Genomic DNA, 16,594 nt, shown 5'->3' on the forward strand with positions numbered 1-16,594 from the left:
CGCGCTCCGATGATCGGTGCGGGCCGGCGGAGTGCCGCCGGCCCGCACCAGCTCACGTGTCGGCCTGCGCGTCGCAGAGCACGTCGAGATGCACGATCCGCGACGTGCCGTCACGGACCGCCTGCTGCTGGCTGCTGTTCAGGTCGTCGTCGAGGTAGTCCACGGCCTTGGCCCGGTCCCGGATCTCGTACACCGTCACCGAGCAGGTGCCCGTGTCCGGATCGGTGCCCTGGCCGTAGGCCAGGTAGTCGTAGAACAGGTACGAGGTGTCCGTGCCGCCCGAGCTCAGGGTGAGCCCGGGGGCGGTGACCGGCGGAGCCCCTTCGCCGGCCGGCCCCAGGTAGGACCGACCTTCGCCGTTCGAGTACGCCGACTTGACCAACGTGAAGCCCTCCACCCGCACGCGGTCGGCGTACCGCTGGGTCTCATTGCCGTCGCCGCAGCCGGCCGCGCCGACGACCAGCAGTACGGCCGTCACCACGATCAGGGTCCGGCGGGGCACCGACGTCAGGAACACGTGAACACTCCGGAGTGGCAGACCATCTGATCGGCCGTCCAATAGTAGCGACCGATGGTCGTGGCGTAGACCGTCCCGCTCGGACCCAGATCGCCACGCTGCCGCACCGCTTCGTTGTAGTTACGCTCCCCGACGTTGTAGATCCCGGCGCCCACCTGCTGGGGCGTCCATCTCTGCTTCATGCCCACGGTGGCCGTCCGTTCCGCCGCGGCCGTGGTGTCCTTCAGCCGGTACGCCGTCACCTTGATGGAGAGGTCGTTGTGCCAGATGAGCGAGGACCAGTCGACGTCCCCCAACGCCTCCGGGTGGTTCACCTTGGTGCTCTCGAACGCTTCCTGCTGGATGTTGCCCCAACCGATCGACGGGGGATTCGCCTGTTCGCCCTTCTTGAAGCCCGTCACGTTGCCCACGAGCTGCTTCAACGGGCCGTAGATGCCCAGCTTGTCGGCCACCACGCTGGCCGCCTGGACGTTCTGGTCGATCGACGCGTACTTCTCCGAGTTACCCACCTCGGCCATGAGCACCGCGAGCAGCCACCGCGGGTCGATGTCGGCCTCCTGGGCCGACTCGACGGCCATCAGCATCCAGGCCGCCGGACCACTCGGGTTCTTCCACCACGTGGCGCCGACCACCTTCTTGTACTTCTGCTCCCAATCCTTCGTCTTGGTCAGGGTCGGCGGGCGACGTCCACCCCAGCCGTTGCGCACCGGATCATTGAACAGCCGCCTGCGGTTCTCGACGTCGTGCAGGATGTCCTGCTGGTATTCCTGCATCGAGACACCCTCTGGGATGGTGCCCGTCGGGTCGGAGGCCGTCACCGGAGAGTTGTTCGCGTACGCGTAGGCGTGGAACTGCTGCGGGTCCTTGAGGTCCTGGACCGGGTCCACCGACACGAAGCGGCCGAGGCCCGGGTCGTAGTCGCGTGCCCCGATGTGGGTCAGACCGGTCGGGTCCTTGTCGCCGCCGACGAAGCCCTTCGAGTTGCGCCACTGCGGCTGGCTGCCGCGTGGGTCGCCGTACGGGGTCTGCCGGCGGGCCGAGACCTGCTGACTGAGCGCATCGACGCTGACCTGCTGGGTGCCCTGGTGATCCGAGTAGTGCCAGGTCAGTCCGTTGGGGTCACGGCTGGCGACCGTCCTGCCGCCGAAGGTGTAGTAGCGGACGGCAGACGTCGTCGAACTACCGGTGCGCCGGATCTCCTGTCCCGGCAGGTAGAGGGTGGTGCCGTTGGCGTCCCGGCGGACGAGCCGGCTGCCGTCGACGTCGTAGACGTTCGACTCGACGCTCTGCCCACCGACGGTGACGGTGGCGAGCTTGCCCTCACTGTTCCAGCTCAGCGCCTGGGAGTTGGTGTAGGCGGTGTCGCAGGTGTTGGTGGCGGCCCCCGTCGGGCGACAGGTCATGTTGCCGGTGCTGTCGTACCCGTACCGGGTCGTCACTCCGGCGCCGCCGTTGGTGACCGTGGCCACCGAGTCGACCCCGTGTGGGCGGACCTTGTCCTTACCGCTGTCCGGCACCGCGTAGGTGCGGACCGTGTCGCCGACCGTGGAATGCACGGTCTCGGTACGGCGGTTGCCGATGTCGTCGATCGTCCACTCGTGCCAGTACGGGGCCGGGCCGCCCAGGTTCGCCACCGACGGCGCCGTCGCGCAGGCGACGCCCGCCTTCGGTGACCACGCCGAGGTCAGCCGCCGCAACGAGTCGTAGCCGAAGCACTGGTTGTCCCCCGAACCCACCTGCGGCGCGTCGGTGACCGAGAGGATGTTGCCCGCGGCGTCGTACCCGTAGGTGGTGTCCTGCACCGTGCCGGCCGCCGTCTCGGGCTGCACCTTGTACCGCTCGAGCCGTCGGGTGGTCAGGTCGTAGTACGCCGCGTCCTCGACGTACACGCCACCGTTGATCTTCCGGGTGGTGACCGTCGGCTCGCCGTAGGCGGTGTACTGCTGACCGATCACGTAGGCGCCGACGTTGATCAGGTTGGTGTCCAGCCCACTGGGCAGACCGGTCGTGGCGTCGTACCGGGTGGTCACCGTCTCGGTGGTCAACCCGTTGGCGGCCGGCAGCGTCACCGAGGTCGCGTCGCCCGTGTAGGGCGAGTAGCCGAAGCCGTAGATGTACGTCCCGGCGATGCCCGTGCCCTCCACGGTCGGCACCACGTACTGCGTGCCCGTCGGCTGGTACCGGTCGTTGTACCCGCTCACCCGGTAGGTGTACGCGTTCGCCGATCCCGCCGGCTCGTAGCGGATGCTCTGGCCCAACTGGCCGCGTACCGTCTGGCCGGTATAGAGCCGGTCGTACGTCCACGCGGCCCGCTTCGTGCCGGCCGAGACGGTGTCGTCGTACACGCCGATCTTGCGGCCGAGCTTGTCGTACTCGTAGACGAGCACCTCACCACGGGCGTCGGTGGTCTTCACGAGGTCGCCGTAGTCGTTGTACTCGCTCCGGCTCGTGCCCTTGTCGGGGTCGACGGTGACGGTCTTGCGCCCCCGGATGTCGACGGTGTACCGCCACTCGTTGCCCAACGAGTCGGTGACGGTCCGCAGTTCGCCCTTGCCGTCGTAGCCGTACCGCGTGGTGAGGGTCTTGGAGCCGGTCTGCCGAAGCTCGACGGTACGCCCGAGGGCGTCCACCACCGTCGTGGTCGGTACGCCACCCGACGGCGGGGTGACCGTCGTGGCGTCCCCGAGGTACCTGGTGGTGGTACGCCACTTCTCCACCAGGTTCGTCACACCATCGGTGCCGAAGAAGACCTGGTCGGTGGCTCGAGAAGCTCCGTCGAAGACGGTCTTGGTCAGCGCGGGCACCGACCACTCCGGCTCCCACCAGAGCGCGCCGGACGGCGTGCCGGGTTCGGCGTGGGCGGAGTAGCTGGTGACGGCCCGGCCGGCCTTGTCGTACAGGGTGTCGGTGACGACCCGGCCACCGCCCACGCCCGTCGTCTGCACCTGCCGGGACCGCAGCAGCGCGTCGAAGATCTGGTGGGACGTGGTGTACCCGCCGCCCGGGTGCAGCGTCCGGCTCGTGGTGTACGGGTAGGCGTCCCGCGCGGCGGCGAAGGTGTAGTCGTATCGCGCCGACGGGTTGTTCGGGTGGTCGGCCTTCGTCCAGCCGATCTTCCAGACCTGGGCGGTACGCCCGAGCGCGTCGTACTCGATGTCGGTGACCCGCCCGTTGGGATCGGTAGTCCGCACCGGCGAACCCCGGTACGGCTCCGACTCCATGGTGCTGACCCAGCCGCTTGCGCCGTTGGGGTCCGCGGTCGTCGTGGTCACCTTTCGCAGCGGCCCACCGGAGGCCGGCAGGTACGCCTTCGTGGTGACGTTGCCCCGGTCGTCGGTGCTCTGGGTGATCCGGCCGAAGGTGTCATAGGCGGACTCGCTGTTGACCCGCCAGGTCGTGCCGCCCGTGCTCGACCAGTCCTTCAGGCTCTCGACCTTGGTGACCAGCCCCTTCGTCGGGGCGGTGCCGACGCTCGTCGCGCCGTCGTAGTAGTTCCGCTCGTCCGAGACGACATCGTCGGGCCCGGTCGGCGCGACTCCGCAGGTGAGCGCCGTGACGGTGGTCTGCCTCACGACCTCGACGAGGTTCGCTGCGGTGTTGCGGTTGTAGCTGTAGGTGGTGCACTTCTCGTCGCCGGTCTTCGCCGTGTCCCCATCCTCCTGGGTCCAGGTCGTCGTGCCGTAGGTGTCGTCGAAGCGGGACTCCGTCCGGGTCGTACGCCACCCCGAGGCGCCGTCCACTCCCAGAGCGCTGGCCGAGTAGGTGGCCGACGTGCGGGTGAAACGGGCCGTGACGGTGTCACCGTTGATCGTTCGGGAGGCCAGTGCAGGTGACATCCAGGGCACGTTCACGGTCTTGCTGACCGGCTTGGTGCTGACCCCGTTGTAGGTCACCTGCTCGCGGGCCAGGCCGGCGAACTGGTCCTCGTCGTACACCGTCTCGTTGCCCAGCGACGCGCCGACGGTGACGGTCCGCGAGCCGCCCGAGGTGGTCGCCCGGTCGCCGTGCATGCCGCGCAGGTACGTGGTGCGGCTCAACGTCTGGCTCGGCGCGTCACCGACGCGGGTCTCGACCGTCGCGTATCCCCGGAACTGGCTCCACGTCTTGCGCTTCGGCTTGACCAGGCCGTCGTCGTCGGCGTAGTGCCAGGCCGGCGCGCCGACGTAGGTGTAATAGGTGTTCTTCACCGGCTGCCCGTGGTCGGTGCCGTTCACCATCACCATCAGGTCCGACTCGGAGATCTGGGTGACCACGTACTTGTGCCACCACTCGGTGATGTCCGGACCGTCCGGGTCGTAGGGGTCCGCGCCGATGACCGGATAGCACCGCTTGGCGTTGTCGTACGCCGTCGCGGGGAGGTTGCCCGACGAGCAGTCCGGCAGACTGTAGGTGACCTGGATCTTCGCGCCGGTCTCGGTCACGATGTTCCCGATCCGCATCCGGTTGTTGCTGGTGTTGTTCGTCGTCAGCACCCGGTTGCGCAGGGACACCGGCTCGAACGTCACCGGCGGCATGCTGACCGCCGTCCCGGAGAGCCCGGTGTGCGAGATCGCGCTCAGCCACATGCCGGCGTGGTCGCTGCCGTCACCGACGGCCGGATACGTGTGGGTGAGGGTCCAGGAGTCCACGGGCTGCCAGGCCGGCGTGGTCCTGGTGGTGTCCCAGACCTGGGTGGTGATCTTCGACAGCCGCTTGGTCGACCAGTAGGTGGGTGAGTAGTTCTCCTTGCAGTTCGCGGCGGTGGCCGTGCACTCCTGGTCCCAGGGCACGTCCTTCCAGTGCGCCGCGTCGTGGGTGCTGCAACCGGAGTCGCAGCGGTCCGCCGTCGTGAAGATCACCTGTGCGGTCGGGGTCACGGACCGGTCGCCCGACCCGCGGTCCCACGTGCCGTAGTCGATGCGGGTGAGCGTGCCACCCCGCACGTAGGACGCCTTGTCGGTGTTGCTGGCGTTCCGGCCGTAGTAGTTGGTCTCGGTGCCGTACCAGTAGGACATCGTGTTGCCACGGGGGTCGACCACGTAGTCGAGGTTCCACCGCCAGGCCTGGTCGCAGAACGAGGCGGGGAAGGAGCTGCCGTGGCACGGCTCGCCGCTCTGGTTTCCGGCCACCGGAACGGTCCACGTCGAGTTGGTCTTCGCCGACTGACCGGGCAGGGCGTGCAGGCCGAAGAAGTACTGAACTCCGTCGGCCGTGGTGACCTTCCAGTACTCACCGTTGTTGTCACCGTTGCTGCCACCGGTGACCTTCTCGATCCTCGAACCGTCCTCGTTGCGGCTACGCCAACCCTTGCCGCTCTCGTACACCAACTCCGAGCCCCGTCCGTTGAGGGACAGGGTCGCGTTGTCGGACCGCCAACACTGGTCGCCCGTCTTCTTGCTGCTGTTGCTGTCGGTCATGTCCTCGCCACAGCCGACGTACTTGCGCTCGATGTACCCGGACCACAGGTCGAACCCCTCACCGACCCACGTCGGCTGGTTGTTCTCGGTGCCGGACCTGCCGTCCATCGACGCCGAGGAGTAGCCGAGGGAGAAGGTCGGCACCGGGCCGGCGATCGCCGGCGGCATCTTCATCGGGTACGACCAGTTGAAGTCCCCGGTCGCGCCGCCTGCCGCCCAGGTCGCTGACGGTGTGAGTGAGGTGGCGGTGTAATCACCCTCGGGTCCGGCGCTGCCGGCCGCGAGTGCGACGAGGGTGGAGCCGGCGGTGCGGGCCCCGGAGGCCGCCACCGGTACGGGTACCTCGGCGCTCACCTGGCCGTCCTTGTTGACCGATGGCAGCGGCGTGGCGGCGCAGCCGGGCGTCGGTCGCTCCCGCAACGCGCACTCGGGCACCTGCCACAGGCGTAGCCGGGACGACCAACTGCCGCCGATGGCGTTGCGGAATCCCCGGTAGTCGACCGAGACCGCAGCCGCGCCGGAACCCGTCGCCGTCTCGCCCGCGGTCGCCGCGGCGGTAGCACTGACGCGCATCAGCAGACCGTCACGCCACTGCTGGGGCACGACGGACCGGTCGAGCAGCTCCACGGCCACCGCGTCGGTGCGCGCTCCCCGCGCGCCGTCGGCCCGACCCACCGTCACCGGCAGCGCGCCGGCTCGTACGGCGGGAGCGGCGGTTTTCCGTTGGCCCGCACCCGCCTGCGGCAGAGTGACGGTCGCCCGGCCGGGCTTCGGCCACGTCGGAGCCGCCAGCTCGGCGTTGCGCGCCGGCCGTGTCGGCCACGCCCGTCCGGCGGCGGTCCCACCGTCGCCGTCCAGCGCTTCCCGCTGCGCGGACAGGTGCGGTTTGGGCTTGGCGGCGGCCTCGGGCGGCGCCACGAGAACCGAGACGACCAGGACACTGCTGAGCAGTGCCGCCGCGACGCGGCGCGAGCCTGGACGTGATTTGGGCAGCAGAGATCTAGCCGGTGTCATCGCATCCCCCGTGATGAAGCTGAACCAGTTGGCGAACTGTAAGGTTTCGCGAACCCTCTGTCCATCCTGGTCACTCAGGGTCATTCGGCTCCGGCGCTGACGCCTGACGGGCGGCGCCCAGCCCGTGACGGGACGACCGTGGCCCTCGCTTCCAGGCGGCAGGGCGTCAACCGATCTTGCGTCTGACGCGGCTCACGCCGTGATGTCCTGGCCCGTAACAGCCCCGAAACTACCGGTTGAAAAAGCCGGAACTTTCTGCGAGCCTGAGACATCGATCAGTGTGAACGTTGCCATGATCCTTTCAGACCGCAGCGGCCCGGACACCGCATCCGACCGCCGGACCCGTCGGGTGACCTGGGCAGCGCTAGCGCAACCGGCACCGCGGTTTCACCCACCCGAACAGCACCCGAGTTCTCCCCACCCACCACCGGAGGATCAGCATGGTTTCCCGGCCCCGTCCCACCGGGCGTACCCGACTACGAACGGTCGCTCTTTCCGGAACTGCCGCGATAATTGTGGCCCTGGTCGTATCGATGCTGCCCAACCTGGCCCAGGCCGCCGAGACGACTCTCGGCGCGGCGGCGGCCCAGTCCGGCCGGTACTTCGGTGCCGCCGTGGCCGCCAACAAACTCGGCGACAGCGCGTACACGACGATCTTGAACCGCGAGTTCAACGCTGTCACGCCCGAGAACGAGATGAAGATCGACGCGACCGAGCCGCAGCAGAACAACTTCACCTTCGGCAACGCGGACCGGATCGTCAACCACGCCCTCTCCCGGGGTTGGAAGGTCCGCGGCCACACCCTGGCCTGGTACTCCCAGCAGCCGGGCTGGATGCAGGGCATGGAGGGCACCGCGCTGCGCAACGCCATGCTCAACCACATCAACCGGGTGGCCGGTTACTACCGGGGAAAGATCTACTCCTGGGACGTGGTGAACGAGGCGTTCGAGGACGGCAACAGCGGGGCCCGTCGTAACTCGAACCTCCAGCGCAGCGGTAACGACTGGATCGAGGCGGCGTTCCGCGCCGCCGACTCGGCGGACCCGGACGCGAAGCTCTGCTACAACGACTACAACACCGACAACTGGACGTGGGCCAAGACCCAGGCCGTGTACAACATGGTGCGCGACTTCAAGTCCCGTGGCGTACCGATCGACTGCGTCGGGTTCCAGTCGCACTTCAACGCCAACTCGCCGTACAACAGCAACTACCGCACGACCCTGTCCAGCTTCGCCGCCCTCGGGGTGGACGTGCAGATCACCGAGTTGGACATCGAGGGTTCCGGTACGACGCAGGCCAACACCTACCGCAGCGTGGTCAACGACTGCCTCGCCGTGGCTCGCTGCAACGGACTCACGGTCTGGGGAGTGCGGGACTGCGACTCGTGGCGCTCCAGCGGCACTCCGCTGCTCTTCGACTGCAGCGGCAACAAGAAGGCCGCCTACACGGCCGCCCTGGAGGCGCTGAACAGCGCCGGCCCCGGGACCACCCCCACGCCCACCACGCCGGGTCCGACCCCCACCGTCACGCCGACCGCCCCACCCGGCTCCGCCGGTGCGATCGTCGGCACCCAGTCGGGCCGGTGCGTCGATGTGCCGAACTCCTCGACCACCAACGGCACCCGGGTACAGCTCTACGACTGCAACCGGCAGACCAACCAGCAGTGGACCTACACGTCGGGCAGACAACTACAGGTGTACGGCACCATGTGCCTCGACGCGGCCGGTTCCGGCAACGGCGCGGCCGTGCAGATCTACAGCTGCCACGGACAGACCAACCAGCAATGGAACGTCAACTCCAACGGCACCATCAGCAGCGTCCAGTCCGGACGCTGCCTGGACGTCTGGAGCACCGCCAACGGCGCCCAGATCCAGCTCTACGACTGCCATGGACAGACCAACCAGCAGTTCCGGCTCTCGTCCAGCGGCGCGTAAAGCTCTACCAGGGACGTTCCGCCCAGACAAGGTCGGGGCGGGCGGGCTCGGCACCTGACGAACCCGCCCGCCCTCGTCTCTCCACCACCACCCCCAGGAGGTACCGACAGTGCGAGGACCCGCAGACCATCCGCCGCCCCCGGCGAACACCCCTGTCGACCGCAGGTCGCCCGGCATCCGAGGACGCCTGTTCACGTTGGCCGCGGCCGGGATCGCCGCCGCGGTCGGGCTGCTCACCATCACCCTGGCGACCGGGTCGGCGTCGGCCGCCGACAACCCGTACCAGCGCGGCCCGGACCCCACCCGGACCAGCGTCACCGCCGTGAACGGTCCGTTCGCCAACACGTCCGTCAGCGTCCCGACGGGGTACGGCTTCAACGGCGGCCGGATCTACTACCCGACCGACACCAGCCAGGGCACCTTCGGGGCCATCGCCATCTCGCCGGGTTACACCGCGTTGTTCTCCGCCGAACTGGCCTGGATGGGACCGTGGCTGGCTTCCCACGGCTTCGTCGTGATCGGCATCGAGACCAACAGCCGCAACGACTTCGACACGGCCCGGGGCACCCAGTTGCTCGCCGCGCTGGACTACCTGACACAGCAGAGCCCGGTACGCGACCGCGTCGACCCCAACCGGTTGGCTGTCGCCGGCCACTCCATGGGCGGCGGCGGGGCGTTGAGTGCCGCGATGCGGCGGCCGTCGCTGAAGGCGGTCGTCGGCATCGCGCCGTACTCGCCGTCGTCGAACCTGGCCAACGACCGGGTGCCCACCATGATCTTCGCCGGCCAGGCCGACACGGTGGTCACCCCGTCCTACGCCACCGGTCTCTACAACAGCATCCCGAGCACCACCGAGAGCACCTACCTGGAGGTCGCCGGCGCGGATCACGGCTTCATGGTCGGACGGTCGAACCCCGTGCTGGTCCGGACCATGCTGCCGTTCGTCAAGATGTTCGTCGACAACGACGCCCGGTACAGCCAGTTCCTCTGCCCGCTGCTGGACAACAGCGGCGTGGTCACCTACCGCAGCACCTGCCCGCTGCTGCCGTCGACGCCGACCAGCCCGACGCCGACCACGACACCGACGAGCAGCCCGACACCGACGCCCACGGTCTCGCCCACCACCCCACCCGGCTCGGCCAGCCAGATCGTCGGCACGCAGTCGGGCCGGTGCGTCGACGTACCCAACGCCTCACGCACCAACGGCACACGGGTCACCCTCTACGACTGCAACCGGCAGACCAACCAGCAGTGGACCTACACGTCGGGCAGACAACTACAGGTGTACGGCACCATGTGCCTCGACGCCGCAGGCTCCGGCAACGGCGCGGCCGTGCAGATCTACAGCTGCCACGGACAGACCAACCAGCAATGGAACCTCAACTCCAACGGCACCATCAGCAGCGTCCAGTCCGGACGCTGCCTGGACGTCTGGAGCACCGCCAACGGCGCCCAGATCCAGCTCTACGACTGCCACGGACAGACCAACCAGCAGTTCCGGCTCACCGCCCTGACCTGATGGTCCTGACCGACCGGCAACGGGCGGGCTCGGCGTCACGCCGGGCCCGCCCGCTCGTGCGGCGGTGACCGTGGCTCACGTACCGGTCCGTGGCGCCGTACTCTCCCGCACCACGAGCGTGGGTACGACGAGCGGCAGAGGCTGTGGCACCATGTCGTCGATGGCCTGGGTGACCGCCGTGATCGCCCGTCGACCGACCGCGCCGAAATCCTGCTGGATCGTGGTCAACGGCGGAATCAGGTACGCCGCTTCGGGGACGTCGTCGAATCCGACGACGGAGATGTCCTGCGGCACCCGCCGCCCGCGCTCGTGCAGCGCACGCAGCACACCGATGGCCATCTGGTCGTTGGCCGCGAAGACCGCGGTGGTCCCGCGCATCTCGCAGATCCGCAGCCCGGCCAAATAGCCGCTGTGGGCCATCCAGTCCCCCTCGACCGGCTCGGGCGGCCGGATGCCCGCCGCGAGCATCGCCGAATGCCAGCCGTCGCGGCGGGCGCGCGCCTCGGCCCAGTTGAGCGGACCGGACACGTGCACGATCTCGGTGTGCCCGAGGCCGAGCAGATGCTCGGTCGCCATCCGGGCGCCGAGCACCTGGTCCACGCCGACGGTGAGGCTTGCCCTGGACAGGTCACCCTCCACCACCACGAAGGGCACGCCGGACCGGGTCATCCGCACCACTTCGAGAGCCTCGTCGTTGCCGGCGATCATCACGACGCCTTCCACGCCCACACGCATGAGGTGTTCGGTGGCGTCGCTGAGCGCCCGTACCGTCACCTCCGACAGGCTCACCGAGGTGGCGAAGTAACCGGCGGCGCGGGCGGCGTCCTCGACGCTGCGGTGGATGCTCGTCGGACCGAACAGCGTCCTGGCCGTGCCGATGATGCCGATCATCCCGGAACGTCCCCGCACCAGCGCTCGGGCGGCGGTGTTGGGGCGGTAGTCGAGCCGCCGGATGGCCTCGAGAACACGCTCCCGCGTCTCGCGTCTGATGGCGGGTGCACCGTTGATGACCCGGGACACCGTCTGGTGCGACACGCCCGCCAGGCGGGCGACGTCCGCCATGACCGGGGGCCGATGGGCGGTCGTCACTGCTTTCTCCGCGTGAACTCGCACTGGCGGGCCGTCCGTTCTTCCATGGGTGGGTACCTCGTACGTTCCGCGCCCGTCAGTGTGAGTGGCGGGGCACCGCGCTGCCGCTACCACCGACGAGGAAGTCGAGATCGGCTCCGCTGTCGGCCTGGAGAACGTGCTCGCTGTACAGCCGTACCCAACCACGGTCGGCCACCGGCGGCGGTGACTTCCAGGCGGACCGGCGCTCGGCGAGTTCCGCCTCGTCGACCAGGAGTTCCAGGCGGCGCGTGGCGACGTCGACCTGGATCTGGTCGCCGGTGCGCACCAGCGCGAGAGGGCCGCCCACGGACGCCTCCGGTGCCACGTGCAGGACGCACGTGCCGTAGCCGGTGCCGCTCATGCGGGCGTCCGAGATCCGCACCATGTCCGTGATGCCGGCGGCGAGCAGCCGGCGGGGCATCGGCACGTTGCCCACCTCCGGGAAGCCGGGGTAGCCGCGCGGGCCGGCGTTGCGGACGACGATCACCGTGTCGGGGGTGACGTCGAGGTCCGGATCGTCGGCGGCGACGACGTACTCCTCGATCCGGTCGAACACGAGCGCCGGACCGGTGTGCGAGAGGAGGTGAGGGGATGCGGCGGAGACCTTCAGCACCGCCCCGGACGGCGCGAGCGACCCGCGCAGCACCACGGTGCCCGAGCCGGCGGCCTGGAACGGCTCCTCCAGGGTGGCGATGACCTCCCGGTTCCAGCACTGGGCGCCGTCGACGTTCTCCGCCACGCTCCTGCCACTGACCGTGATGTGGTCGGTGTGCAGCAGCGGGGCGAGCTCCTTCATCACCACCGGAAGGCCACCCGCGTACGCGAAGTCCTCCATCAGGTACGCCCCGGACGGCATGAGGTTGACGAGCAGGGGCACCTCCGCGGTGAGGGTGTCGAAGTCCTCCAACGACAGGGGCACACCAAGGCGTCCGGCGATGGCGAGCAGGTGTACGACGGCGTTGGTGGAACCGCCGATCGCGGCGTTGACCCGGATCGCGTTCTCGAACGCCTCGCGGGTGAGCACCGACGACAGTCGCTGGTCCGCACCCACCATGGCGACGATCCGACGTCCAGCGGCCTGCGCGAGGGCGTACCGCCGGGAGTCGACGGCGGGCACGGCGGCGGCCCCCGGTAGCTGCACGCCGAGCGCCTCGGTCACGCAGGCCATGGTGGAGGCGGTCCCCATGGTCATGCAGTGGCCCCGGCTGCGGGACATGCCGACCTCTGCCTCGGCGCAGTCGGCGGCGGTCATCCGGCCGGCCCGCATCTCCTCCGTGAAGCGCCAGACGACAGTCCCCGAGCCGATGTCCTGGCCGCGGAACTTGCCGTTGAGCATCGGGCCGCCGGTCAGCATCAGCGTCGGCAGGTCGACGCTCGCCGCGCCCATCAGCAGGCCGGGAGTGGTCTTGTCACAGCCGGAGAGCAGGACCACGCCGTCGAGGGGGTTGGCGCGGACCGATTCCTCCAACTCCATCGCGAGCAGGTTGCGGTAGAGCATGGTGGTGGGACGCATGAGCGGCTCGCCCAGGCTCATGGCCGGGAACTCCAGCGGTAGGCCGCCGCTCTCCCACACGCCCCGCTTCACCGATTCGGCCAGGTCACGCAGGTGGGCGTTGCAGGGTGTCAGCTCCGACCAGGTGGTGGCGATGCCGATGACCGGGCGACCGTCGAAGACGTCGTCCGCGAAACCCTGGTTGCGCATCCAGGACCGATGGATGAACCCGTTACGGCCCTCCGCGCCGAACCACTGCCCGCTGCGCAGCGGTCCATCTGTCGTCGACATCAGCACACCTCTCTGTCATTCCGGAAGATCGCGCGGCGCGACCTAGCGAAGGCCTCCGACGGACAGTCCGCCGCGCCAGTGTCGTTGGAGGCTGAAGAACGCGATGACCAGTGGGATCACGGACACGAGCGAACCCAGGATGATGAGGCTCCACAGCGAGGTGCCTCCCGAGTTGTTCGCCGACGCGATGCCCTGCCAGAGACCGAGGCCCACGGTCACCGGAAAGAGTCGGTTGTCCGAGAGCATGGCCAGGGGCAGGAAGTAGTTGTTCCAGGACGCCACGGCCGACAGCAGCAGCACGGTGACCACCGCGGGCCGCATCAGTGGAAGCGCGATCTGAAGGAAGGTGCGGATCTCCCCCGCGCCGTCGACCCGCGCCGCGTCCAGCAGCTCGTCCGGCACCGCGTCGCGCGCGTAGACGTGCATCAGGTAGACGCCGAACGGGTTGAGCAGCGACGGAAGGATGACTGCCCAGACGGTGTTCGTCAGGCCCAACCGGGAGAACATGATGAAGGTCGGGATGACCAGGGCGGTGGCCGGCACCATCAGCGCGCCGAGCACGACGGCGAAGCTGAAGCGCCGCGCCGCGAACCGGTACTTGGCGAACCCGTAGCCGGCCATCACCGCCAGGACCGTGGCGCCGACGCCGCCGGCGATGGCGTACAGCGTGGAGTTGAGGATCCACCGCAGGTAGATGCCACCGTCGTAGGTGAAGAGCTGCCGGAGGTTACCGAGGTAGTCGACCTGGTCGGTGAACCAGAGGGTGTTGCCGCCACCGAAGAGGCCCGGCGCGTCCTTGGAGCTGTTGACGATGACCCACCAGAACGGTACGAGGAAGTAGATCACCAGGAAGCCGAGGAGGATCTGCAGAGGGAGATAGCGCTGCGGCCGGCGAGCGCTTGCGCGAACGCTTGTGTGGTCGGTCATCTACAGGAAGCTCCTCCGCTTGCGGGTGAAGAACAGGAAGGCGTACACGCAGATGAAGACGATGCCGCCGAGGGCGAAGGAGATCGCCGACCCGTAGTTGAAGTTGGCGAGTGAGAACGCCTGCTGGTACGCGTACATGTTGGGGGTGAAGTCGGTCCCGATGGTGCCTGCGGCGAGGTAGCGCAGGATCTGCGGTTCGTTGAAGAACTGCAGGGTGCCGATGAGCGAGAAGACCAGGATCAGGATCAACGCCGGCGCGATCAGCGGAATCTTGATCCGCGTCGCGATCTGCCACCGCCCGGCACCGTCCATCCGGGCCGCCTCGTAGAGCGTCGGGTCGACTCCCTGCAACGCCGCGTACAGGATGATCATGTAGTAGCCGGCCCACTGCCAGGTGACGACGTTGAGCAGGCCGTAGAAGATCAGGTCGCTGCCCAGGAAGTCGGGTGCGCTGGCGCCGAAGAGCCCGAAGATGTCGGTGAGCGGGCCGAAACCCTTGCTGTAGAGGAACCCCCACATCACCGCCCCGATGACTGTCGGGATCGCGTACGGAAGAAAGATCATGAGGCGGGAGAAGCGGGCGAACAGCGTGGTCACCGCGTCCAGGATGAGGGCCAGCGCGAGCGCGAGGACGATCTGCAGCGGGATCGAGACGAGCGAGAAGCGAAGGACGAACCACGCACCCGACAGGAAACTCGGGTCGGTGAACGCCTTCACGTAGTTGTCGAAGAGGACGAAGCTGGTGCCACCGATCAGCTTCTTCTGAAACAGACTGAGGTACAGCGCGTACGCCAGCGGCGCGATGAGGAACGCCAGGAAGACGATCGCGAAGGGCCCGACGAAGAGCCACCCCATCAGGTGTTCGCGGAGGTGCACCTTGCCACGGATCTTGGGCTTCTCGTGCTGACTGCGCGGTGTGCGCTTCTCGGTCAGGGTTGTCATCTCGGTCTCCGGGACGTGGACGCTGCGGGGTGGAGGGTGGGCCGGCCAGGGCCGGCCCACCCGAAGCGGTCACTGGACGGTGAAGCCCTGCTCCTTGGCGTACTTCGCCACGTCGTCCTGGAGCTTGTCGGCGGCCTGTGAGCCGGTGACGGAACCCTTGATGACCTCGCTGATCTGCTTCGTCATGGCGTCCAGGTAGTACTGACCGAAGGGCGCGTAGGCGACACCCTTGTACGCCTCGGCGGCGGGAAGGTAGACCTCCTTGTTGGCCTGCTGGCCGTCGAAGAACGCCACCTTCAGGTCGACGAACGCGGGGTCCTTGAGCGCCGTGAGGTTCAATGGGAAGATGATCTGGTTGGTCCAGCCGTCGGTGAGCGACTCCTTGTCGGCGTAGAGCCCGTACGCGACCTTCGCCGCCAGCTCCGGCTTCTTCGCCTGCTTGGTCACCGAGAAGGCCGACCCACCCCAGTTCACCTGCACCGGGTTGGCCGGATCCCACTGCGGCAGTGGCGCCACCGCGAACTTGCCGGTGTCCTGCCCCTTGCCGACGCCAGCGCCGGTGAGGTAGCCCGGAGCCCACGCCGCCGAGATGTACGTCGCGTAGTTCCCGTTGATCACACCGGAGATGTACTCCGGGGTGAACTGGTCCTGCGTACCCACCAGGCCCTTCTTGGCGAGGCCGCCCCAGTAGTCCAGCACGTCCTTGGACGCCTGGTCGTTGAGCTGCACGCCGATCGACTTCGGCTGCGCCGGATCGAAGGTGAAGGGCGAGGCGCCCTTCTGGATCTGCAGCGCCATCAGGACCGCCGGGACGTTCGCGCCGAGATCCCCGAACAGCGGACCACCGGCGTCCTTCACCTTCTGCGCGGCCTGCTCGTACTCGGCCCAGGTCTTCGGCGGCGTGATCTTGTACTTGTCGAAGATGTCCTTGCGGTAGATCATGCCCATCGGGCCGCCGTCGACCGGGACGCCGTAGACCGCGTCGCCGACCGACACGTCCTTCCAGGCGCCCTCGCCGTAGTTGGCCTTGACCGCGTCGTAGCCGTACTGCTTGATGTCGACGAGCGCGCCCTGGATCTGGAAGGTCGGAATCCGGTCCGCCTCCACCATGATCACGTCGGGTGCGCCGGTGCCCGCCGAGATGGCCGTCTGGAACTTGTCGTACTCGTCACCGCCCTGCCCGACGTTGGTCCAGCAGACCTGCACGTCGTCGTGCAGCTTGTTGAAGTTGTCGACGACGAGCTGGGTGTTGGGGTACCAGCCCCACATCGTCACGACCGGCACGTTCTGCTTGGTGATGGTGTTCGTGCAGTTGCTCGCGTCGCTGCCGCCGTCGTCCGAGGAGCAGGCGACCAGGCCGCTCACTGCCGCGAGCAGGGCCACCGTGGCGAGCTTGCGTCTTCTCTTCATTGAGATGGTTCCCTTCGGGGGTGGCGGTGCACAGACATCCAT

At 68.3% G+C, this 16,594-nt stretch carries 9 protein-coding genes; 2 read left to right on the forward strand and 7 right to left on the reverse strand.

Going from position 1 to position 16,594, the window contains the following annotated elements:
- Window positions 1-52: 52 nt before the first annotated feature.
- Window positions 53-517, reverse strand: coding sequence for a hypothetical protein (locus tag ABZV06_RS00640; RefSeq protein ID WP_355236172.1), 465 nt, complete (start codon window positions 515-517; stop codon window positions 53-55).
- Window positions 508-6,927 carry an RHS repeat-associated core domain-containing protein gene (locus ABZV06_RS00645; RefSeq protein ID WP_355617439.1) on the reverse strand — a complete coding sequence of 2,140 codons (6,420 nt, stop codon included), beginning with the start codon at window positions 6,925-6,927 and terminating at the stop codon, window positions 508-510. Before ABZV06_RS00645 ends, ABZV06_RS00640 begins: the two co-directional genes overlap by 10 nt.
- 533 nt (window positions 6,928-7,460) lie before the next feature.
- On the opposite strand from ABZV06_RS00645, the gene ABZV06_RS00650 reads away from it, so the two are divergent.
- Window positions 7,461-8,861 carry an endo-1,4-beta-xylanase gene (locus ABZV06_RS00650; protein WP_355617442.1) on the forward strand — a complete coding sequence of 467 codons (1,401 nt, stop codon included), beginning with the start codon at window positions 7,461-7,463 and terminating at the stop codon, window positions 8,859-8,861.
- Between the two features lie 109 nt (window positions 8,862-8,970).
- Window positions 8,971-10,380 (forward strand): ricin-type beta-trefoil lectin domain protein, encoded by a 1,410-nt coding sequence (locus tag ABZV06_RS00655; protein ID WP_355617445.1) that lies wholly within the window; start codon window positions 8,971-8,973, stop codon window positions 10,378-10,380.
- Between the two features lie 75 nt (window positions 10,381-10,455).
- Here ABZV06_RS00655 and ABZV06_RS00660 read toward each other — a convergent pair whose 3' ends face one another.
- The 5 genes from ABZV06_RS00660 to ABZV06_RS00680 form a co-directional block, all read right to left on the reverse strand.
- Window positions 10,456-11,469 carry a LacI family DNA-binding transcriptional regulator gene (locus tag ABZV06_RS00660; protein WP_355236161.1) on the reverse strand — a complete coding sequence of 338 codons (1,014 nt, stop codon included), beginning with the start codon at window positions 11,467-11,469 and terminating at the stop codon, window positions 10,456-10,458.
- Window positions 11,470-11,545: 76 nt separating this feature from the next.
- Complete coding sequence (locus ABZV06_RS00665) at window positions 11,546-13,273, reverse strand: IlvD/Edd family dehydratase (RefSeq protein ID WP_355236158.1); 1,728 nt, start codon at window positions 13,271-13,273, stop codon at window positions 11,546-11,548.
- Between the two features lie 42 nt (window positions 13,274-13,315).
- Window positions 13,316-14,200 carry a carbohydrate ABC transporter permease gene (locus ABZV06_RS00670; protein WP_355617448.1) on the reverse strand — a complete coding sequence of 295 codons (885 nt, stop codon included), beginning with the start codon at window positions 14,198-14,200 and terminating at the stop codon, window positions 13,316-13,318.
- On the reverse strand, window positions 14,201-15,142 hold the full coding sequence (locus ABZV06_RS00675; RefSeq protein ID WP_355236152.1) for a sugar ABC transporter permease: 942 nt from the start codon (window positions 15,140-15,142) through the stop codon (window positions 14,201-14,203).
- A gap of 69 nt (window positions 15,143-15,211) precedes the next feature.
- Entirely contained in the window at window positions 15,212-16,552 is a 1,341-nt protein-coding gene (locus ABZV06_RS00680) for an extracellular solute-binding protein (protein ID WP_355617451.1), read from the reverse strand.
- Window positions 16,553-16,594 lie beyond the last annotated feature (42 nt).

It is taken from the genome of Micromonospora sp. NPDC005172 (assembly GCF_040608555.1).
Lineage (GTDB): Bacteria > Actinomycetota > Actinomycetes > Mycobacteriales > Micromonosporaceae > Micromonospora.

Excerpts from the sequence above, each read along its gene's own strand:
- ABZV06_RS00680 (WP_355617451.1), bottom strand. The coding sequence starts at position 16,552 with ATGAAGAGAAGACGCAAGCTCGCCACGGTGGCCCTGCTCGCGGCAGTG.
- ABZV06_RS00665 (WP_355236158.1), bottom strand. The coding sequence starts at position 13,273 with ATGTCGACGACAGATGGACCGCTGCGCAGCGGGCAGTGGTTCGGCGCG.
- ABZV06_RS00650 (WP_355617442.1), top strand. The coding sequence starts at position 7,461 with ATGCTGCCCAACCTGGCCCAGGCCGCCGAGACGACTCTCGGCGCGGCG.
- ABZV06_RS00645 (WP_355617439.1), bottom strand. The coding sequence starts at position 6,927 with ATGACACCGGCTAGATCTCTGCTGCCCAAATCACGTCCAGGCTCGCGC.
- ABZV06_RS00675 (WP_355236152.1), bottom strand. The coding sequence starts at position 15,142 with ATGACAACCCTGACCGAGAAGCGCACACCGCGCAGTCAGCACGAGAAG.
- ABZV06_RS00670 (WP_355617448.1), bottom strand. The coding sequence starts at position 14,200 with ATGACCGACCACACAAGCGTTCGCGCAAGCGCTCGCCGGCCGCAGCGC.